Raw genomic sequence first — 21,302 nt, forward strand, 5'->3', positions numbered from 1 at the left:
TTTTATTGTGTAAACAATGGGGATTATAACCAATGAGTGAGTAACTTAGTTGATTAATAGATTGAATTTAAAAGGGAGAGAAGAACTAAATCAGACGTGAAGAGATATACATCAGCAAGGCTTGTAGGTCGACGCTGCTGCGGGTCTTCTGTAAACGCTCATTGACCTGATCATGAAGCAGGTTTCTGGTTAGATTGGTGGCCGCTACAATATGTTCTCTTTGTGGTTTGGTTGGCAGTACAAGTGCGATGGCAACGTGTACTTGGCCAATTTGAGACGCCCAATCAATCGCTTCGTCACTGACGATGACCGCAATCGAGAGATCTTTGGTCGATTCAAACATCACATGAGGTAATGCGATGCCCGGCGATACACACGTTGAAGAGCGTTCTTCTCGCTTAATGAAAGCCAGAATAAGCTCATCAGGATCGTTTGGGTGAACTAAGTGAGCGAGTCCTTTTAAGCATTCGAATTTGGTTAATTGGGTTTGTGCTTTGGCATGATGCCATTTGATCTCGCAAGGTGGGCATATCTGCGGCATACGCTGAATCAAATCGTTAGAGAATTCATGGTTTACTTGCGACCCAACCATGGCGTAATGCTCGGCGATTATGTCTTTAAGAACAAAGCACGCCAGTTCCGCATCGATACCAACAGCGGTTATCTGACACAAATCACCACGAAGTAGACCGACTTGTAACATCGCGACAGATTTGGATAGATCGGCCGTTCGATTTTGAGTGATGTTGATAATACGGATGTTACTTTTGAATTTCTTTGCCAAACGGCTAAGTGGCTGCGCGACGTGTGAGTTAGCTGCAGGATCGTCAACGAAGAAGGTGATCTGATATTCGTTCATGAAAGGTTTAGGTTCGACAGTGCTTGATAAAGACTTTATCGACACTCAACAATACCTCTTCCATGGGAATGAATAAGGTTTTAGCTGGGTCGAAGCGACTTGGCTGTTCAATGTCGATATCAGAAACGATCAACACCTTGTCTGCGAGGCTAATGTCCTGTGCAGAGAGTAAGTTTTCAATACCCATAGCGCCTTGTGTTTCAACCTTGATTGAAACGTTGAATTTAGGGGCTGTCTTATTTAATGCATCAGCTGCCATATAGGTGTGTGCAATACCTGTAGGGCACGCAGTTACCGCTACAATTCTCATTATTATTCTCGGCTTAATCTCGTCCCTGTTACTTTACATAAGCTACCTTTCAGAAGCTATCTTGCGTGGGAAATCCAGTATGGAAAGCTCGCATTGGGGAGGGGCGATATTGTTATGGGTTCTGTGGATTTTATGGATTGGCGTTTTTTATTCCAAGGTGAAAGTCACACTCTGAGTTCTTGGTTACAATAATCCAGTTAATGCACCTTTCGTCCTATATATTGAGTGCCCCCACACCGTTAATCTTTTCTTCTTATTAACCTCTTTATCTCATTCACTCAAATTGTTACTCGGACGAGGCGGCACATGGATATCACTGACATTATCGAGCCCGAGATTATCTGCTTGGAACTACAGGCAGACTCAAAACAGGCGGTATTTGAAGAGCTTGTCGAACTGCTCGACCGTGCTGGTAAGCTTTCCAATAAAAGTGAATTCCTTGATGACATTTGGAAGCGTGAAGCCATAGGTAACACGGGCTTTGATGATGGTATCGCCATTCCACACGCGAAAAGCACCGCAGTTGCTAAGCCTGCCGTTGCGGTTGGGATTAGCCGAACGGGTATTGATTATGGTGCCGATGGCGGTGAGCTGTCCGATGTGTTCTTTATGCTCGCTTCGCCTGACAACAACGATGACCATCATATCGAGGTACTGGCTCAGATCTCGACCAAACTGATTGAAGATGACTTTGTTACAAAATTAAAGGCGGTTGAGTCGGTCGAGGAAGCTCAAGAGCTGTTCCTCGAAGCCAATTCTGAATCGTTCGATAGTTACGCCTCAAACTATAATGAAGTTTACGTCGAGCCGCTCAGCCCTTGGGCTCAATATCTCAATCGCCTTAAAGAACACTTGTTGTACGGCACTTCACACATGATTCCATTCGTGGTCGCGGGCGGTGTTCTGTTGTCTTTATCGGTCATGATATCTGGTCACGGTGCCGTTCCAGAGAGCGGCGTTCTGGCTGACATTGCACAAATGGGTATTGCGGGCTTAACGCTTTTTACCGCCGTGCTCGGCGGTTACATCGCGTATTCAATGGCCGACAAGCCGGGTTTAGCACCGGGTATGATTGGTTCTTGGGTGGCGGTTAATCAATACAACACTGGTTTCCTTGGTGCGATTGTGGTCGGCTTTTTCGCAGGCTTTGTGGTTAATCTACTTAAGAAAATCAAGCTGCCAGACAGCATGATCTCGCTGAGCTCTATCTTCATCTATCCGCTTGTCGGCACTTTTGTTACCTGTGGGGCTGTGATGTGGGTGATTGGTGCCCCCATTGCGCAGGTGATGCTTGAGATGAATCAAATGCTGACTGGCATGGCTGGCTCAGGAAAAGTGGTACTGGGTAGCATTCTAGGTGCAATGACCGCGTTTGATATGGGCGGCCCAATCAACAAAGTAGCCACGCTGTTTGCACAAACTCAGGTGAATACTCAGCCATGGTTAATGGGGGGGGTTGGCATTGCCATTTGTACACCCCCATTAGGTATGGCGCTGGCGACTTTCTTATCGCCGAAGAAGTTTAAACGAGACGAACGCGAAGCAGGTAAAGCAGCAGGTATTATGGGAATGATTGGCATCAGTGAAGGTGCAATCCCATTTGCAGCGGCCGATCCTGCGCGTGTTCTGCCTGCGGTTGTGGCTGGTGGCATTGTCGGTAACGTGGTTGGCTTTATGTTCCATGTAGTAAACCATGCTCCTTGGGGGGGCTGGATTGTTTTGCCTGTGGTTGATGGCAAGATTGGCTACATTGTTGGGACGTTAGCGGGTGCACTGACGACGGCTGCGATCGTGATACTGCTTAAAAAGAATGTGGTTGAAGATGAGTCTCGCTCTAATCAATTTGCGGGTGGTTCGGTCACGGAAGAAGGGCAAGCTGATGTACTTGCTATTACTTCTTGCCCGTCAGGTGTCGCGCACACTTTTCTGGCGGCTAAGTCTTTGGAAAAGGCGGCGCATCATCTTGGGGTTCGGATAAAAGTCGAAACACAAGGTGCAAACGGGATAGGCAATCGCATTACACAAAAAGATATTGAAAAAGCTAGGCTAGTGATTTTTGCTCACGATGTGGCAATCAAAGAAGTCGAGCGCTTTGCGAACGTTAAAACCTTAGATGTTAGTACTAAGGAAGCGATGCTTAATGCGCAAGCGTTGATCATGAGAAAGGTGTAATCCTTAAACCACAAAGTTTATCGACTCCAAACTAAAAAGACTCCGCTCAGACCTATTAAGGCGAAAGTGGAGTCTTTTAGTATTGTGCCCAATCTATAAGGTCAGACGCTAAAAAGGGTGGTACTTAAATACGTCCTCAACCATCGAGTTGAGTAATTCGATGTCGTCGCATGTTTTCGCATAGGTACGCAGGCCAGCGATTTGAACTTGAACATGACGAGCAAGCTGAGCGGGTTCTCGCTCTTTGCTTATCTCACCTAGATCTTGTGATTCAGCTATCAACTTGGCGAATTCACCTTCCATGATCTTTAATGATTTCTTCGCTTCTGCTAATAATTCTGCGTGCTCGTCAGTCAGTTCAGCAACCGTTTTAGCTAACATGCACATGCCGTTAGGAGAGCTCTGTTTAGATTCGACGACTGCGCGCTTTACAAAATTTTCGAGTGCTTTAATCGGCGAGTCCGTTTCACTGCGGAAGCGGTTCAGATTAAGGATGCCAAGCTCGGTATAACGAGCAAGAGTTTCCTTAAATAGGCCTTCTTTGCTGCCAAAAGTCGCGTAGATACTTCCCGGACGCATATCAATCACGTCCTGTAGGTTACGCATAGACGTTGCGTGAAAGCCCTTTTCCCAATACAGGTTAGTTGCTTTATCTACTACATCTTGTCTATCGAACTTCGCTGTCTTGGCCATAACATCTACTTCATTAATCTGAACATATGTTCAATATTTTATGCTGAACGCCCGTTCTAGTAAAGAAGAGCCAGCAAGAAAGTAAGCCGCTTAGTTTAGTTATTTGCTAAGTATTTGAAATAAAGTGGTCAGCTTGTCGCTATAAGGCTGTAATTTACGCGTCGACTACTTCTACGGTTTTATGTTGCGCGCCGTAATAGGTGCCTTCATCAATGGTATACATTAGAGTTTCATCGCATTCTGGGCAGTTGAATTCTTCGTTGGGTTCAATTGCTGCCTCTTCTACCCACTCCCATCCAATGTTTTCTTCGCAAGCAGGACAATTCATAAAACCTCTAATTATGCATCTACGTTAATTTTAAGAGCTCGGCATTATACATATTTGATGTTGAATTTATAGATGATCGCGAGTGCATTGTTTGGTAAAGATTATACTGCGAGTGCCGATCTACCTCTTTATGGTTATGCAAAAGCTGTCAATTTTTAGTCACTCCGCCAATAAAATGTTGTTGCACGCATTTGTATGGCTACTAAGGTTGCATAGCTTGCAGTTTTATAAATAAATCAATGAGTTTTGTAAGGTTAAGTGTTAGATTTATCGATTGCCGTCGATATAGAACGGTAATTGTTAAAACTGAATAATTATATGATCTCAACAAGGGCATGCCGGTTTAGAAGTGTGTCTAATTACATGACAGATAGAGATTTGTTAGCTGCTAGGGAATAAAAATGAAATTATCCGATATGTCTTTTAAGCAAAAAATTATTGCTTTGCTTATTTTGCCGATCTTAGGGTTTCTATGGCTCAGTGTTTCTGCGATTTCAAAAGGCGTAGAAACGACGAGTGAAATGTCATCATTGAATCAACTGACACGCTTGTCGGTTGTTTACAGTGAATTGGTACATGAGTTGCAAAAAGAGCGAGGCATGACGGCTGGCTTTATCGGCTCTCAAGGCACTCAATTTGTGAGTGAATTACGTTCACAACGTACTAGTGCGGATAGTCGACGTGATCAGAGAAACGAATACTGGCAGTCGGCTGATATCGATCTGCCACAGATCAATCGCTTGAACAGTGAAATAAGCCAAAGCCTTAATCAAATAACCACGATTCGAAACCGAGTGGATTCTCAATCAATTCCACTCTCTGAGGCGTTAGGTTACTACACAAAACTGAATGCAAAACTGCTTAGTGTATCGGCTTTGATTGCGGAACTGAGCTCAGACTCGACGATTACTACTGAAACCATCGCTTACTACAATTTCTTGCAAGGTAAAGAGCGAGCTGGTATCGAGCGTGCTGTCCTCAACAACACCTTTTCTAAAAATGAATTTGGCCCAGGTATGTTGGTTAAATTCATCTCTTTGGTGACTGAGCAAAATACCTATTTCTCGAACTTTGAAGTTCTGGGTAACCCAGACAATGTTAGCTTTTTTGAACAACAATTGAATGACCGCTCGGTCGCGGAAGTCGAGAAGCTTCGTGATGTGGCTGAATCGAAAATGAGCGGATTTGATGTCGACCCTGTGTACTGGTTCGCGCAATCAACAGCGCGCATTGTTCAGCTGAAAAAGACAGAGAACCAACTGTCAGACTCTCTTATTGCATTGACTGATCAGAAAACTCAGCAAGCTCAATCAGCAATGATGGGCAGTATCGCGATGTTTGTTGTGATTACTTTGTTTGCAACCTTTGTTAGTTTCAAAGCCATTACAGACCTAACTACCCGAGTCAAAGACCTGAATTTGGTGCTTTCAAAGGTTCGTGATGACAATGACCTAACGGTTCGCGCAACTTACTTGGGTGAGAGCGAGCTTGGTCAGATATCTTCATCGCTTAACGAAACGTTAGAGAAGTTCTCTCAGGTGATCGATAACTTGTCTCAATCAAGCTTAACACTCGCTTCGGCAGCAGAAGAGACGGCGCAAACTTGCCAATACAACTCCAATACATTAGTTGAGCAACAAGACCAAATTGGGCTGATTGCAACGGCAACTGAAGAGCTTTCGGCAACCGTGAATGAAGTCGCGGCTAAAACGCAGCAAACGGCAACTTCGGCGAAAATGGTGGATCAACAGTCACAAGAGGGCTTGAGCACAGTTCAACACTCTTATGAATCGATTGAAATCTTGGCATCTGAGATTAACGGCTTAGCTGAGAAAATTACCCACCTACACGAAAGCAGCAATAACATTAACAGCGTTATCGATGTGATTAAGTCGGTTGCTGATCAAACAAACTTGTTAGCACTAAACGCAGCGATCGAAGCGGCACGTGCAGGTGAACAAGGTCGTGGTTTCGCCGTTGTAGCTGATGAAGTTCGTACATTGGCTCAGCGTACGCAAGAGTCGACGTTAGAGATAGAGGGCTTCATCAGTTCGCTACAGTCTGATGTACAAACGGCGTTCAATGTGATTGAGAACAGTAAGAAAATGTCATCAAGAGCGGTTGAAGATTCGCGAGAAGTAGAACAAACGCTACAAGATATTTCTAGTGCTGTGAGCGAGATATTCAGCATGACAGAGCAGATTGCAACGGCAACAGAAGAGCAAGCAGTCGTGACACAAGACATTGCTCAGAACGTGGTGGCGGTTGAGCAGAAGTCGACCGAATCGACGACGGGCGCAACGCAAATTGCGGCGACAGCGAAAGAACAAGCTGAATTGGCAACATCGCTGAAAGAGCTCTCGAATACGTTTAAGAGTTAATCTTTCCGAGCTCATGGCTAATAGCTAAGAGTTTAAAGTTAAGAGCTATCTCTCTTATATAACGAAATGTCCCGCTTAGTGCGGGACATTTTTTTAGGATTTGAAGCGACTAAGACTGCGCTTTATAGAAACAACAAGTTAAAGCTCAAACAATACGTCAGTACGAATAATGTATTTAGTCCCAGAAAGTATCGGTGCTGAGCCGTGAATACAATGGGCGGGGTGCGTACCGTGAGGAAAACAAAGCACGCTGCCGCTCGGTGTTCTAACCGATTCTATATCCGCATTTTCATGATGATGCCCTTGACGACGAGCAGGCTTACTCGGGTCATCATGGCTAACCATGAATTGAGTTTCGCCACCGACGAAATCATCACTCAAGAGAAGCAAAAAGGTATACATGCTCCAACGGTCGCCAAAAGAGTCATCGATCAGTTCTCCATCGACAACTTGACTACCGGGCCAAGAGCCATCGGTGTGCATTTTAAAGAAATCCCCTTCATCGTAGCGATAAAATCGAAAACGACCGTTGATTCCAAGTGGTTTCACACCAGCAAAATGGCCGTACTTATCAACGAAATGATCTTTGCAACGCTTCCAAATAATGTCGAGGGTTTCAGTATCCGCGATCAAGTTGAGATTCTGATTGTGGCGAACTTCTCTTGGTAGAGACACAGCTGCATCTTCTGTAAAACCAAGTTGGTTGGCTTCATCGAGTATGCGCTGAACTTCTTCAGGGAGCAGCACATCGAGTAACTGAAAAGCACCCGGTACATTGCTTACTTCAGCGCGTGATACCGCGTTAACGTTCTTATCAAGTGCAAATGGGTTTGCAGACTTTGGTGCCCAAACGGGAAGGTCACTGCGCTGAGTGCCTGATTCTCGTCTAACAACGTAGAAGTTCTGTTCGTTATTCATCATGAATCCTTATTTTGAAACCACTTTTACTTGTGCAAACTGACGGTGTCCGTCAACCGAGCCGTGGTAACCAAGGCCACTCTGTTTCGCGCCAACCCATGGGGCATCGCCACTGCCGCCCTGACCTTGATTGATGCCAACCATGCCAGCATCAAGTTCATCAGCAACCTCGTTGGCGCCTTGGTTTCCGAACACCACAGCACCCAACCCATACTCGCTGTTGTTAGCGCGCTCAATCGCATCTTCAATGTCGGAATAGCGACTGATCGCGACCACTGGCCCAAAAGTCTCTTCTGTTTCTAACTTCATTTCAGGAGTCATTCCGGTGATAACAGTAGGGCGGATATAACGCTCTGGTTGTTCAATATCACCTAGAAGGAAAGTTGCCCCTTTTTGTTGTGCGTCTTTTAATTGTTCAACGATTTTTCCATGTTGCGTAGCATTGATGATTGGTCCTATGTTTACGTTAGGCATATCCCACGGGCCAATCTGGTACATATTTGCGATCTCAGTGACACGTTGTTCAAATTTATCTGCTATGCGCTCATCAACATAAATACGTTCGATAGAAGTACACATTTGTCCTGAATTTTCAAAACTACCCGCAACAGCAAAGCGTGCGGCTTGTTCTAGGTTCGCGTCGCGCATCACGATCATTGGGTCTTTGCCGCCCAGCTCCATTACAAGGCGTTTCACTTTGCTCGCGGCACGTCTCATGATGTCTTGGCCTGTTGCTTTTGAGCCAGTGAACGCGATCATTTGGATGTCGCCTTCGACTAATGCTTTGCCTGTTTCACCATCGCCTTGCATCACGGTCAAGACATTCTCTGGTAAGTGCTTTTGCAGTTCACCAAAGAATGCTTCTGCGATGAGAGGTGTCTCTTCTGAAGGTTTTAGAATCACGCTATTGCCCGCGACCAGTGCTGGCACAATGAGGTTGTTTGCCATCATCACAGGGTAGTTCCAAGGAGATACAACTCCGACAACACCTAGTGGACGGTATTGAAGTTCTGTTGAACCGGACAATTTCCGTGTGTTGAGTGCGCGTTGAGCATCCTCTGCATAGTGCTGACCCATGTAGATCGCACCGGTTGCTTCTCCGGTCGCACGACGAATGTCTTTACCCATTTCACGAGCAAGTAACTGTGAGAAGGACTCTTCGTACTTATCAAGTTGTTGATAGGCTTTGATAATGGTCAGCACTCGCTCGTTCATCGAGAGTTGACGCCATGCTTTTTGTGCAGCTTTTGCTTTGTGAATGGTTTGAGTGACTTCTTCAGCTGAAGTTTGGTTTACCTCGCCAAGGAGTTCACCGTTACTTGGGTCAAAGGATTGAATGGACTTGTTCATGTTTGTCGGCTCCGCTGCATTTTTAGTATCTGCATTATTATTAAATAATTCGATAACTAGATATCTAAAAATCTCGATATGTTGGTTTTTAATAAATGATATTCGTCATAAAGGATGGCGTGAATCCATCCAGTTTTCATCGTGCTATCTAACTGTTGTTCTGTTGATTTTTGTTCTTTTCAACTATAGGGAATCAGACAGCGCTTTCAGGAATTTCTCGATGTATTCGTCATTACGCTTGTAGTAAGTCCACGAGCCAATGCGTTTTGATGTCACTAACTTTGCACGCTGCAGGTTCGAGAGGTAAGAAGAAACGGTAGATTGAGATAGGCCACTCTTCTCCTGAATAATGCTAACGCATACCCCCTCAACATCGGTATCAACGAGTTGCTTCTCTAGGTTAAAGTGCTCTTGAGGCGACTTAAGCCAATGAAGAATATCTCGGCGTACAGGGTTGTTGATGGATTTTAAAATTTCGTTCACGTCTGACATGGTGTTTAACTGCTATTTCTGATTTAAGTGAAATATACCCTCGAAACTAGGATATCGCAATATGTCGATGTCTATTTTCGGTGTCTGCCAATCCGGCGTTACGGGATCTGAGTATCGATTTGTTTTGGTAAAGCTTATTCGCTATTAACGAATGAACAATCCCCAAGTTACTCGCTCAAAGCAAAGTAACTTAGGGATGAGGCTCAATTTTAGGCGTCTACAGACATCTCTATTGGCGTATCTTTCTGGTTTAACTTTGAGACTAAAGCGCTTGTCCGTTAACCGACAATTTCACATCAATGTTGCCACGAACCGCGTTTGAGTAAGGGCAAACTTGGTGAGCCGTTTTCACAAGCGTAACAGCTTGTTCCTGATCTAAATCGAGTTCAACGGCTAGTGAAACGGTTAAAGCAAAGCCACCATTCTCATTTGGACCAATGCCTACCGTTGCAGTGGTTGGCGCTGATGCGATCTTAATCTTCATCTCTTTCGCAACGTGAAGTAGAGCGTTTGAGAAACACGCAGAGTAACCCGCAGCAAATAGCTGCTCTGGGTTGGTCGCTTCACCTGAACCGCCCATCTCTTTAGGGTAGCTCAATGCCACTGAGAGTAGATTGTCATCAGTTGATACTTGGCCATTACGACCTGCCGTTGCTGTTGCAGAAGTTGTGTAGAGTGTTGTCATTGTTTTAGTCCTTATTTGAATTGTGTAAGATTAAATTGCGCGCAACTTAATTTTAAAGCTAGCTTAATTGATAAAATTTGAGCGCGCAAGTATATTGTGCGCAATTTAATTTATTGGTGAGGTGATCATGAGCGACAAAGATGACTATCTAAAGCTGGATAATCAGGTGTGTTTTGCGTTGTATAGTGCGTCGAATGCAATGAGTAGGGCGTATCAACCTTTACTGAAAGCGCTTGATCTTACTTACTTGCAGTACATTGTGATGATGGTGCTTTGGGAAGAAAAAGAGATAAATGTCAAAGCGCTAGGCGCAAAAACGCATTTAGATTCTGGCACCTTGACGCCACTACTCAAGCGTTTGGAAGCGAAAGGTTATGTGCTTAGAACTCGCAGTGCTGAAGATGAACGAGTTCGAGTTATCACGTTGACACCTGCAGGGGTCGTTCTCAAAGAACAAGCGCAAACCGTGCCAGTTGAAATGCTGTGTCTCTCCAAGATGAACGAAGATGAGCTTAAATCATTAAAAGCACAGTGTGAGCAATTGCTTGGTAACTTGACCAAATGAGAGAGGGCTTTTAGTTCTCGGCAATGATAATCAGAAAATGAAAAAGCCCGTAAGCCTTTACTACTAATTAGCGGTCATTGCTAATCCAGAGTAATGCTCACGGGCTTTTTGGTATCGACTACCGTTGAAATGGTCACTTGATATTGTATTAGTTTGAGAATTAACCCATAAACCAAGAGATAAAAATCAACGCACCAAAACCAAATGTTGCGATAAGTGCTGTGTCGCCACCGGCTGCGGTATAGCTGCCTTGAGTCTGTAGGTGAGGAAAGTCTGGCCTACGAACTTTAACCACCATTGCAAGTGGTCCCCAGATAGCTAAGAACACCAACACCATCCCCGCGTAATCCAACATGCTCACGAATTGGCTAGCGAATAACTCAGCTAATACCAAAGGTAGAACGAAGGTTAGGGCATAAGCCAATGCTTTGTTGCTGGTGACTGCATCTTTATTTTGGTCATACAGCGCCATAGACACACCAAGGAAAGATGTCACCAATGCCAATACTGAGAACAGCGCAATCACTACTTTCAGCCAAGAAGACTGTCCGCTAAACGCCGAGATCAGTTCTGAAATGTTATGGAATTGGCTGATAGCGTCTGTACCAAGGTTACCGATAATCGCGAATAACCAAGTGAGGTAGCAGATTAGTGGAATCACAGAGCCTAGCAGAATCATATTGCGGATCTGCTTTTGAGTCGCTTCTCGGTTGTATATAACCAGTGACGGAATCACCACCATAGAGGCAAAGCTGGTAAAGATAACTGCGCTGTACTGCACCACGTCATTAGCGGTGTATTTACTGGTTTGAGTCAGGTAATCAAGACGAATATTACTAAACAAAGAGGCGATAACGATAAGCAGCATCACCACCATCGTGATGAATAAACCGCGATTTAACTTGTCGATATACGACTTACCCGCCACCACAATCACACCCATTAATAGGCTGAAAACGGTATAAGCAGCGGATGCAGAGATGTCTATACCGACATCGAGCAGTAACTTATGAATGATGTCGCCGACACCCAAGATATAAGCGATGAGCATGCACACCAACAGCAGGTAAAAGAGTGCATTGATAAAGTGTTTGCCTTTGCTGCCTAACGTTAGGTAAGCAACACTGCTCATTCCACTGTTGTCTTTGGTTTTGGTGCACGCTTCTGCCAAGAGGAGTGCTGAGTAGGTGGTGCCAATAAAGATAAGCAGCATCAGTACTGAGCTGATCATGAAACCAAATTGAGCCAATACCATCGGAATGGCCAGCATGCCTGCACCTAATGCAGTCCCTGAAAGGATTAGGGAACTGCCGAATAATTTCATATTCAAGAAAACAACCTCGAAGTATCCAAATAATTTTTAGTTGGATTGTAAATATTTGTTGCCAAGACTAACAAATTACTCAGTAAAGTTAGGGGTTAATTTCTAATAAATTTTGAATTTTTCTAAAAAAATCACGAAGAGATTTGCGCTACATATGGCCGGTTGTTTTTGGTATTCATCTTGTGAGTTGTTTTATCTTTTTGATAACTTATGTTCATTAACAGCCGTTTAATCATTCGTTCTATACGGCTGATTAACGGATGCCTTAATTTCAGTGAAACCAAGTCAAAACCTTGCTAATTTGATGATTTCCTGCCGGATTCCCTTATTTTATGAGTACTAATTGGATCTCCTCAATGAAGAGACTATCCAGTTGTAGCATGAGGGTTTGTCGTAAATGGAAAGATCCGTTGTCGTAGATACCACTCGGTAGTTTGGCGTTTCGCTCTTATTATCCTCACACCAATTATGTGGGGGTGTTATGTACCGTTTTCTATTTTGTAGTTTTACGCTTGTTCTCTTGTATCCAACGGCTATTGATTTGTATTTAGTTGGGTTGCCTCAAATTGCCGCGGACCTAAATGCGTCTGAGGCTCAGCTTCATGCTGCGTTCTCTATTTATCTCGCAGGAATGGCAACCACCATGTTGTTTGCCGGTAAATTTGCCGACAGTGTAGGAAGAAAACCTGTCGCTATTTTCGGTGCGATTGTCTTTGCTACCTCTTCGATGTTCGGCGGTGTTGTGACCAATGCAGAACCATTTCTTCTCGTGCGTTTCTTTCAAGGTGTGGGTGCTGGCTCTTGTTATGTGGTGGCGTTCGCTATCTTGCGAGATGTATTGGACGACCAAAAACGCGCTAAGGTGCTGTCGATGATGAATGGCATTACCTGCATCGTACCAGTACTCGCGCCTGTGATTGGTCATCTAATCATGACTGTTTACCCATGGCCGAGTTTGTTCACGACCATGGCGGGCATGGGTGTAGTGGTGTGTTTGTTGTCGGTGCTCGTGCTAAAAGAGACTAAACCTAAAGTTATAGGGTCGGTGTTAGCGAAAGCTTCTTTATCTGAGACATTTCAACCAACTTCAACTGAAACGTTCAAAGACCCGTTGTTTATCAGCCGAGTGATCATGACCAGCCTAGGAGTGACCGCAATTCTTACTTATGTGAATGTCTCTCCACTGTTGATCATGACAGAGCTTGGCTTCGACCGAGGTCAGTATTCTTACACTATGGCACTCACGGCTTTGGTGAGTATGTTGGTGTCATTCTCTGCACCATTTGCTTTGAATGTGTTTAATCAAAAGTACTTAATGCTGACTTCACAAGTTTGCTTTGTCGTTGCGGCTATCTTGTTGCTCGCATCGATTGATGGTGGTTTAGGGCATTACGTGACGTTGTTGGGCTTTGCTTTCGTGTGCGGCGGCTTCTCATTGGGTTTTGGTGTCGCGATGAGCCAAGCATTGAGCTGTTATTCACAGCGCGCAGGTGTGGCAAGTTCAATACTCGGAGTTTCCCAAGTATGTACTTCAGCACTGTTTATCTGGTTTATGGGCGTTATCGGGCTAAGTGCATTGAATATGTTGGCATTTATATTGGCTGCTGGTGGAGTTATCAGTATTGCTCTAATACTATGGGTAGGTCCTTCCCAAGTTAAAAGTGATTATGAAGAAGCCACTAGCCCGTCTTGATCTGAATTTGTTATTCACTCTGCAATTGCTGTTGCAAGAACAGAGTGTTTCAAAAGCTGCCAAAAAGCTGAACGTCACGCCTTCAACGGTAAGCAAATCACTGACTAAACTTCGAGACTGGTTCGATGATCCTCTATTTGTGAAAACGCCGAGGGGCTTAACGCCAACACCACTTGCGCTGAGCATGGTGAAAGATCTTCAAGACTGGTTGCAGATTGGTAGTCAAATACTCACTACTCGTGGCGACGATGCTCCAAAGGACTTACGTTTAAATTTAGAAGCCGAATCTCCGTTATCGTTGATCATGCTGAACGAATTGACGCAAAGCGTGTATCAACGTTATCCCAATGCGGAGATCAAAATGCGCAATTGGGACTACGATTCGATAGATTCCATCGTACGTGGCGAATCTGATATTGGATTTTCAGGGCGAGAAAGCCACCCACGTTCGAAAGAGTCTCTAGATGCACTGCCATACTTCATTGATTTCGAGGTATTGTTCCACGATTTGCCCGTGGTGTATCTGAGAAAAGACCACCCAGCCTTGCAAGAAGAGTGGAACCTTGAGGCTTTCCTCAAATACCCTCACATCAATATTGTGTGGGAGAAAAGTGAAACATGGGCGTTGGATGAAATTCTCACAGATTTGCAACTCGACCGACATATCGCACTTACGCTAGCGGGTTTTGAGCAGTCTTTGTTTATGGCGGCTCAGTCAAACCACACCATGACTACCGTGGCACCGAATTACTGCCGACGTTACGTTGAACAACTTTACCCTAATCTTACTTGTCTGCCTATTCCTCTAGATGAAGAGAACGCCACAAAGCTGCTGATCCCGTTCACCATGATTTGGCATAAACGCAATGCTTACAACCCAATCGTTCTATGGCTAAAAGACACGCTTAGAGAGCTTTATCAGTTTGAAGGGAAAAGTGTCTAACCTTGTGATGAGATTAAATGTGATTAGATGACCTGAAGGCTTGTACCGTTGATATTGATCGTTGATTGAAATAAGAATTCAGAGTCAGAAGCGAGCCCATCAGATGTTATCTGATGGGCTTTTTATTTTAAATCATACGGATAGGGTCAGAACTTCTCAAATGAATACGGTTATTTCTTAATTGTTGATTCGATAAACAGTGTAAATCTGAACGATTGTTCAAATTAATACTTGAACGATCGTTCAGATTTGATCTATATTGTTTTCACGCCAACGGAGAACAGTCATATATCACTCCGATTGTGAATCAAATTAGTATAAAGAATCGAAAGGAATAGAACATGAGCAACTTTAAAATTCACTCAGTAGAATCAGCACCTGAGCAAAGCAAACCCATTCTTGAAGGGGCTGTAAAACAGATGGGTCGAGTTCCTGGTCTTTTTGGGGTGATGGCTGAATCACCTAATACTCTCAAAGCTTACACGCAGCTTCATCAAGCATTTAGTGATTCGTCTTTTGATGCTGATGAGTTAACCGTGGTATGGCAAACTATCAACGTTGAGCACGAGTGCCACTACTGTGTGCCTGCACATACGGGTATCGCACATTCAATGAATGTGGACCCAGCGATTACCGAAGCACTTCGTAACCGTACTGCACTGCCAACTGAAAAACTGCAAGCATTGCACGACTTCACGCTAAGTATGGTACGTAATCGTGGCAATGTGCCAGCGGACGAAATGGAAGCCTTCTTTGCGGCGGGTTACGGTCAACAACAAGTGCTAGAAGTCATTCTAGGTTTGTCTCAGAAAGTGATCAGTAACTACGTAAACCGTGTTGCTGAAACGCCAGTAGACAAGGTGTTCGAACAGTTTGCTTGGCAAGGTTAATTCCCATTGAACTAAGTAAAGAGTAAGAATAATCAAAGCCCCACTCGGTTGAGTGGGGCTTTGTTGTTTGGTGTGAATGGGGAATTAGAAAGGTAACCTAACTTACGTGCTTAGCGATTATCTTCGCTAATGTCACAACCCCTTCTTTCCAATCTTTACTCTCTTCAATGTTAGCCACAGTAAAGCGCAAACAGTGCTTGAATTGATCGTGGGTACCAAAAACGGTGCCGGGTAAGATCCCTAGTTTATGTTTCAAGCAATCTTGATAAACGGCATAACTGTCGACCGATTCCGGCAGTGTTATCCAGTTTAAAAAAGAGCCTTCTGGCTTCGATAAATGATAACGCCCTTCCATATGAGGATAGCTGTCCAATGCTTGTATTAACAAGCTTTGAAACTGCTTTTGATTGGTTTGATAGAGTCGTTTCATTTTGGAAAGGTGACTGCGGTATTTGCCTGTGGTGAGAAACTGTCCGACCGCCGATTGCATGAGATTGGAACTGCCCATGTTGTCGCAAAGTAGATATTTTTCGACTTGAGCTTGGTAACGTCCCGAGAGTAACCAACCAATGCGTAGGCGAGAGTCTAAGGTTTTGGATAGAGAGTTCACGTAGATAACTCTATCTTGGTCATCAAGTTCTTTTAGGCTAGCAATTGGTGTATCAAACGCCAGACTGCCGAACACATCATCTTCGATAATCGGCAAAGATCCGGTTATCTCCAACAGCGCTTTTCGATTTGCCAAAGGCATACGAGAGCCCGTTGGGTTGGTAAAGTTTGGTGTTAGCAGTAGCGTTTTTACTTCCCATTTATCCAATGCACTTTGTAGCGAAGGGATGTCGATTCCGTGGCTAATACTGCTTGGTATTTCAAGAGCCTGTAACCCAAGTGATTCAAGTAGTAGTAAGTTACCGAAATAACACGGCGACTCAACAGCGACGATGTCACCCGGTTTGGTTAATGCTCGCAGAGCCAAACTGATCGCCTGTTGAGCACCGTGAGTAATCGCAATCTCTTTCGATCCCGCGGGCACGCCTAGATCATGGGTGATCTTTAACAATTGCTTTACTAATTGCTCGTCGCCAGGAGGTAGTTGGTAGTAACCGGGTAACTGAGTTTGCAATCGACTGTGGCGACCGATCTCGGCGTATAAACTACGAATCGCGGGGTTGTTGATGTTGGGATGTGCAGAACCTGCTAAAAGCTTCAAGCGACCCTTTGGACGAGAGAGCACCGATTTAGTGACAGATAGTAGATCGACTTTTTGAGGTTGGCTCGATGAATCCCAGCTGGTGGTATTGGGCGCTTTCACGCGATAGCCAGATTTAGGTACCGAGTAAACCCAACCCGTTGCTTCGAGTTCTTGATAGGCTCGAATTACGGTATTTTTGCTTACGCCAAGCTGTTCGCTTAACTGGCGGATCGAGGGTAGACGATCATCTGGGTGAAAGAGCCCTTTATCGATTTGAGCCTTAATATGGTGTTCGGTAGCAAGGTATTTATTGCCGCTGACTTCTACTTCCACGTTATTCTCCCTCGTTGCTCACTCTCAATCTGTAACCATTTAAAGTGTTATATCTGTATCTTTATTAGTTATCTGTACCCAACTAAGGTAACAGCATTGATGAAGAGTTGACCAGAGGTTTGTAATGCTGATTAAAATGATTCCGTTCGTGTTTGTAATATTGTGGTCGTCAGGTTTTGTCGGCGCACGTCTTGGTGTGGAATACGCGGAACCCGCAACATTACTCTCACTGAGGATGGTGGCCAACGTAGCGCTGTTCTTGGTTTTGATTGCAATCCTTAAGCGTCGTATCCCTCGTGGTCGCGCATTCTTCCATGCTTGTGTTGTCGGCATCTTGATTCATGGTTTCTACCTTGGTGGCACTTATCTGGCGATTGATATGGGTATGCCTGCAGGGTTGAGTTCTCTACTTGTTGGCTTACAACCGATTTTGACTGCCTTGATTATGATTAGCTGTACTTCACAGCGGTTTAACTTCGCACAATGGCTGGGTTTAGCCCTCGGCTTTGCGGGCATTAGCCTAGTGTTGATGGGAAATATTGAATGGCAATCAGATGATCAAAAGGGCATGGCGACGCTGTTGTGTTTGGTTTCGCTGGTGGGTATCACGGTCGGTACTCTGTACCAAAAGCGTTTCTGCAAAGGGACGGATATGGTCGGTGGCGCGATGGTGCAATACTTGGCTGCAGCTTCGTTGTTTTTACCTTTCGCGATGCGTTACGAAACTATGCAAGTGAACTGGACTGTAGAATTCACGTTGACTCTAACCTGGCTGGTGGTTGTTCTGTCTTGTGTGGCCATCCTTTTGCTGCTTTACATGGTAGAGCATGGAGCATCTTCAAGTGTGGCATCTGTGTTTTACTTGGTTCCACCGACGACAGCTATTCAAGCGTGGCTTATCTTTGGTGAGTCGTTCGATATCTACGGTGCGACGGGCTTCGCTTTGTCTGCGGCTGCTGTTTATCTGGTGGTGAAGAAGCCAGAATGGATCAAGGCTCGCAGGCGAACAGCGTTAGAGCGGTAAGCGTATTTCATCAAAACTAACTGGGTTTAAAGCCGAGTGATAGAAACAAAAAAGAGCCTGAATATTCAGGCTCTTTCTGTATCAAATATTGGCTAGCGACTATTGATTAGCGCTGCATTAAACAAGCGTAAGCCGTTGTAAACGGTGCTTCTTGGTATTGCTTAAGGCCAGTTTCTTTGAACTTCATCATAAGAGGGTTGCGCTTAAGGCTCTCCTTGATGTCAGCAGGTGACACAACGGTTACGTCTAGGCCGTCGATCAGTTGAATTGCTGCTTCTAGTTTGAAGCCAAAGCCACCGCCAGCAAATTTGCCTTTTGTTTGGCGTTGACGAATCACAACTTTGTCTACTTGGTAATCTTCCATCAACTTTGCAAAAGAGAATTGAAAGTCTTTCATATTCTGCGTGTCGTTTGCGTCGCTAATCGCAACCTTAGAAACTCGGCAATCAGGGATATTAAATACACCATCTGACAGAGAAAGAAGACAGATGACTGCATCGTTGCCTTTGATTTCAACACCACAAATTTTCATGTTCATACCTATTTACTTTTGAGCCGTACATTATGGTGCTATTTCCAATACTTCTCCAGTGTTTGAGCATGTCTAGGGTAAATAAGTGCGATATTTGCTTTCTTCAGATCTTTTTAAAGTTGACGTTTGGTTAAGTATTCGACAGTTAACTCAAGGGTAACGTTTGCTATGCGACTAGGTTCACAAACTTTTAGCTAGCTTTTATATTGATACTGTATATTATGCGCGCGTCCCTATTTACTGTGTGGTTATTAACCCCCTTATGAGTATCAACAACCTATCTATTAAGAGTAAAATTGCGATTCCACTAATGGTGATCGTGATTGTTTTCTCGACTGTTACTGTGCTTAATGTCATTAGATCTAATGCTCAGGCTGCGATCAACTATGAGTTGAATAATGTGGTTCAGCCCGTGCTAGACAATTTGGAAGATGGTTATCGTGACATTTACCAAGTTATTGCTTCTGCTCAAGGTCTGCTACTCGCGAAAGACCAAGCGGCGATTGAGTACCAAAAATTTGAATTTAAAGACAACGCTTACAAAGCGGTTCCTCGTTTTGAAAGTGTGGAAACTTTATATACAGCGGGTGTGCTGGATCCTTCTTCTCGCGGTGAGTTGTCAAAGCTTGTGAACGCGATGAGCAAGTGGGTGGCGCTGCATGAGCCAATGTTTGCAGATCCTGCCAACGCATACCAATACAACATCAATTACTCACCAGCATTAGACGCTGAGTTTGCAATCATTCGTGTTCAGCTTCGTGATATCAGAACCCTGATTGAACAGAAGCAGAGAGAGCTTCGCCAGCAAGCTGCTGACTCTATCGAATCAAGTAAGTTGATCATTGAAGTGGGTATGGCGGTCGCTGTTTTCGCTGCGCTTTTTGCGATGTGGTTATCTAACCGTTTTATCGTCCAACCAATCCAGAACGTAGAGAAAGCGATGAATGAGATCGCATCGGGCGACGGTAACTTGTCTCAACGCATGAAGGTTGAAGGCAACGACGAAATTGCTCGCTTAAGCTCGGCATTTAACCAGTTTGTTGGCAAGATCCATGTAACCGTGGAACAAGTTATTCTCACATCGAACGCAGTACGTGGCGAGATGGAAAACATCAAATCGCTCACGCAAAGTGTTGCTGAATTTTCATCGAACCAACAGAGAGAAAGTGAAGTCGTCGCGGCAGCGGTTCATGAAATGCAAGCAACTAGCGAAGTGGTCAGTGGTAATGCACTGGATGCCGCAACTGCAAGTAACGTTGCCAATCATGAAGTGGAATCGGCAGATACGACGTTGGGTTTAACCGTGACTTCTATTGAACGCCTTGCGCAAGATATCGAGAACGCGGGTGGCGTGGTTCAAGAGCTGGATACCGATGTGAAGAACATAGCTTCAATTCTTGGCGTGATCAAAGGCATTGCAGAGCAAACCAACCTGCTTGCATTAAATGCGGCGATTGAAGCAGCTCGTGCCGGTGAGCAAGGCCGTGGTTTTGCCGTAGTCGCAGATGAAGTAAGAGCGCTGGCGAGTAAAACTCAAGACAGCACTGGCGAAATCCAATCAATGATTGAACGCTTAGAAGTGGGTGCTAAACACGCGGTTGGCGTGATGACCGAAAGCAAAGTGAGTGGCGAGAAAACCATTGTTCAGGCAGGAACTGCGGCGTCTTCACTGAGTGAGATTCGTAACTCAATCGGCAAGATGAATGACATGAACACACAAATCGCAACCGCAGCTTCTCAGCAGTCTCAAGTGTCTGAAGAAGTGAACAAGAATGTTCAACGCATCGCAGAAAGCACTATGCAAATGGTTGAAATGGCGAGCAGCGCTGAGAATGCTTGCATGGCATTGGCCGAACAGTGTGAAGCGCTTGATAGCCTTGTATCTCAGTTTGAGGTTTAATCTTCAAAAATAAGCAGATAAGCAGATAAGCATGATCTGATAATGGTTGCTCGCTCTGGCTCCCATTGATCATAGCTGAACGACAAAAAAGCCCGCATTCTATGAGTGCGGGCTTTTTTTGACTAGGTGATCAGTTTTTAGACCTAATCAATCATTCGGTGTTAGCTGCTACGACCGTCTTTGTATGTGTAACGGTAGTCAACTTTTACGTTCGCTTGGTAATGAATGTCGCCGTTCATATTCGTGATTTTCTTCACTTCCATATTCGCGTCATCAATCTTGAACGAATCGTACTTTGTTGTTTGTTGGAACTGTGGCAGTTCTCTTGAAAGCTCAAAAGAAGTTTTTGTGCCTAACTCATCCATAAGGTTCGTGCCTGCATCGTATGCTTCCGCTTCAGTAACAAATGTATCAGACTTTAGCGTTGTTTCTTGAATCGTTGTTTTAGTTGCTGCAAACGCTGTGGTGCTGAGAACAAGAGTTGATGCAAGTATGATTAATTTTTTCATAGGATTACCTTACTTTGTTGGAATACCTGTGTTCCGGTACAGAACCAACATACCAATGAAGTGGTAAGATGAGTGTCAGGATAAAAGCCGATTTTGTTAGTATTAAGTAAGGAATATGGAGAAATGTCAGGTGTTGGTTGTATTGATTTTGAACGATTGTAGATGAAGACCATTTATGAACAGCGCATATCAAGCAAGGTGACACTGAT

The 21,302-nt window shown here is 44.5% G+C and carries 20 protein-coding genes; 8 read left to right on the forward strand and 12 right to left on the reverse strand.

Annotated elements, in window-relative coordinates; translation table 11 throughout:
• Positions 1-85 precede the first annotated feature (85 nt).
• Together AC3CH4_RS19665 and AC3CH4_RS19670 are read right to left on the reverse strand one after the other, a co-directional pair.
• Entirely contained in the window at positions 86-859 is a 774-nt protein-coding gene (locus tag AC3CH4_RS19665; protein ID WP_488544361.1) for a PTS sugar transporter subunit IIA, read from the reverse strand.
• A 7-nt stretch (positions 860-866) separates the two neighbouring features.
• Entirely contained in the window at positions 867-1,169 is a 303-nt protein-coding gene (locus tag AC3CH4_RS19670) for a PTS fructose transporter subunit IIB (RefSeq protein WP_010432939.1), read from the reverse strand.
• 306 nt (positions 1,170-1,475) lie between these two features.
• Between AC3CH4_RS19670 and AC3CH4_RS19675 the strand changes: the two genes are divergently transcribed.
• On the forward strand, positions 1,476-3,341 hold the full coding sequence (locus AC3CH4_RS19675; RefSeq protein ID WP_488543643.1) for a fructose-specific PTS transporter subunit EIIC: 1,866 nt from the start codon (positions 1,476-1,478) through the stop codon (positions 3,339-3,341).
• Between the two features lie 108 nt (positions 3,342-3,449).
• Here the strand turns inward: AC3CH4_RS19675 and AC3CH4_RS19680 are convergent, their stop codons facing one another.
• Together AC3CH4_RS19680 and AC3CH4_RS19685 are read right to left on the reverse strand one after the other, a co-directional pair.
• Positions 3,450-4,034, reverse strand: a complete 585-nt coding sequence (locus tag AC3CH4_RS19680; RefSeq protein WP_065206324.1) for a TetR/AcrR family transcriptional regulator — start codon at positions 4,032-4,034, stop codon at positions 3,450-3,452.
• Positions 4,035-4,188: 154 nt separating this feature from the next.
• A complete protein-coding gene (locus AC3CH4_RS19685) occupies positions 4,189-4,362 on the reverse strand; it encodes a hypothetical protein (RefSeq protein ID WP_162838716.1) in 174 nt (57 codons plus the stop codon).
• 401 nt (positions 4,363-4,763) lie between these two features.
• On the opposite strand from AC3CH4_RS19685, the gene AC3CH4_RS19690 reads away from it, so the two are divergent.
• Positions 4,764-6,743, forward strand: a complete 1,980-nt coding sequence (locus AC3CH4_RS19690; RefSeq protein ID WP_488543644.1) for a methyl-accepting chemotaxis protein — start codon at positions 4,764-4,766, stop codon at positions 6,741-6,743.
• 138 nt (positions 6,744-6,881) lie between these two features.
• Here the strand turns inward: AC3CH4_RS19690 and AC3CH4_RS19695 are convergent, their stop codons facing one another.
• The 4 genes from AC3CH4_RS19695 to ohr form a co-directional block, all read right to left on the reverse strand.
• Complete coding sequence (locus AC3CH4_RS19695) at positions 6,882-7,661, reverse strand: 2OG-Fe(II) oxygenase family protein (RefSeq protein WP_488543645.1); 780 nt, start codon at positions 7,659-7,661, stop codon at positions 6,882-6,884.
• 9 nt (positions 7,662-7,670) lie between these two features.
• Positions 7,671-9,011, reverse strand: coding sequence for an aldehyde dehydrogenase family protein (locus tag AC3CH4_RS19700; RefSeq protein ID WP_488543646.1), 1,341 nt, complete (start codon positions 9,009-9,011; stop codon positions 7,671-7,673).
• A 183-nt stretch (positions 9,012-9,194) separates the two neighbouring features.
• On the reverse strand, positions 9,195-9,503 hold the full coding sequence (locus AC3CH4_RS19705) for an ArsR/SmtB family transcription factor (protein WP_004732945.1): 309 nt from the start codon (positions 9,501-9,503) through the stop codon (positions 9,195-9,197).
• Between the two features lie 262 nt (positions 9,504-9,765).
• Positions 9,766-10,188, reverse strand: coding sequence for an organic hydroperoxide reductase Ohr (ohr, locus tag AC3CH4_RS19710; RefSeq protein ID WP_016797728.1), 423 nt, complete (start codon positions 10,186-10,188; stop codon positions 9,766-9,768).
• A gap of 127 nt (positions 10,189-10,315) precedes the next feature.
• Between ohr and ohrR the strand changes: the two genes are divergently transcribed.
• On the forward strand, positions 10,316-10,753 hold the full coding sequence (gene ohrR, locus AC3CH4_RS19715; protein WP_488543647.1) for a transcriptional regulator OhrR: 438 nt from the start codon (positions 10,316-10,318) through the stop codon (positions 10,751-10,753).
• A gap of 160 nt (positions 10,754-10,913) precedes the next feature.
• Here ohrR and AC3CH4_RS19720 read toward each other — a convergent pair whose 3' ends face one another.
• Positions 10,914-12,077, reverse strand: a complete 1,164-nt coding sequence (locus tag AC3CH4_RS19720) for an amino acid permease (protein WP_488544362.1) — start codon at positions 12,075-12,077, stop codon at positions 10,914-10,916.
• Positions 12,078-12,558: 481 nt separating this feature from the next.
• Here AC3CH4_RS19720 and AC3CH4_RS19725 point away from each other — a divergent pair, with 481 nt between their 5' ends.
• From AC3CH4_RS19725 to AC3CH4_RS19735, 3 genes are all read left to right on the forward strand, one after another.
• Positions 12,559-13,770, forward strand: coding sequence for an MdtL family multidrug efflux MFS transporter (locus AC3CH4_RS19725; RefSeq protein WP_488543648.1), 1,212 nt, complete (start codon positions 12,559-12,561; stop codon positions 13,768-13,770).
• The gene (gene yidZ / locus AC3CH4_RS19730) at positions 13,745-14,713 is read left to right on the forward strand and encodes an HTH-type transcriptional regulator YidZ (protein ID WP_488543649.1); all 969 of its coding nucleotides are present in this window, start codon (positions 13,745-13,747) and stop codon (positions 14,711-14,713) included. The genes AC3CH4_RS19725 and yidZ overlap by 26 nt, the downstream gene beginning before the upstream one ends.
• 341 nt (positions 14,714-15,054) lie before the next feature.
• On the forward strand, positions 15,055-15,603 hold the full coding sequence (locus AC3CH4_RS19735) for a carboxymuconolactone decarboxylase family protein (protein WP_488543650.1): 549 nt from the start codon (positions 15,055-15,057) through the stop codon (positions 15,601-15,603).
• Positions 15,604-15,700: 97 nt separating this feature from the next.
• Here AC3CH4_RS19735 and AC3CH4_RS19740 read toward each other — a convergent pair whose 3' ends face one another.
• Positions 15,701-17,128 (reverse strand): aminotransferase-like domain-containing protein, encoded by a 1,428-nt coding sequence (locus tag AC3CH4_RS19740; RefSeq protein ID WP_488543651.1) that lies wholly within the window; start codon positions 17,126-17,128, stop codon positions 15,701-15,703.
• 124 nt (positions 17,129-17,252) lie between these two features.
• Between AC3CH4_RS19740 and AC3CH4_RS19745 the strand changes: the two genes are divergently transcribed.
• Positions 17,253-18,152: a DMT family transporter gene (locus AC3CH4_RS19745; RefSeq protein ID WP_171330237.1), complete on the forward strand. Its 900-nt coding sequence runs from the start codon at positions 17,253-17,255 to the stop codon at positions 18,150-18,152.
• A gap of 106 nt (positions 18,153-18,258) precedes the next feature.
• On the opposite strand, the gene AC3CH4_RS19750 is transcribed toward AC3CH4_RS19745, so the two are convergent.
• The gene (locus AC3CH4_RS19750) at positions 18,259-18,684 is read right to left on the reverse strand and encodes a DUF3010 family protein (protein ID WP_010432976.1); all 426 of its coding nucleotides are present in this window, start codon (positions 18,682-18,684) and stop codon (positions 18,259-18,261) included.
• A gap of 262 nt (positions 18,685-18,946) precedes the next feature.
• On the opposite strand from AC3CH4_RS19750, the gene AC3CH4_RS19755 reads away from it, so the two are divergent.
• Positions 18,947-20,584, forward strand: coding sequence for a methyl-accepting chemotaxis protein (locus AC3CH4_RS19755; RefSeq protein ID WP_114635661.1), 1,638 nt, complete (start codon positions 18,947-18,949; stop codon positions 20,582-20,584).
• Between the two features lie 161 nt (positions 20,585-20,745).
• Here AC3CH4_RS19755 and AC3CH4_RS19760 read toward each other — a convergent pair whose 3' ends face one another.
• On the reverse strand, positions 20,746-21,093 hold the full coding sequence (locus AC3CH4_RS19760; RefSeq protein WP_114635660.1) for a DUF3316 domain-containing protein: 348 nt from the start codon (positions 21,091-21,093) through the stop codon (positions 20,746-20,748).
• Between the last annotated feature and the right edge of the window lie 209 nt (positions 21,094-21,302).

The organism is Vibrio sp. QJM3NY_26, assembly GCF_057786005.1.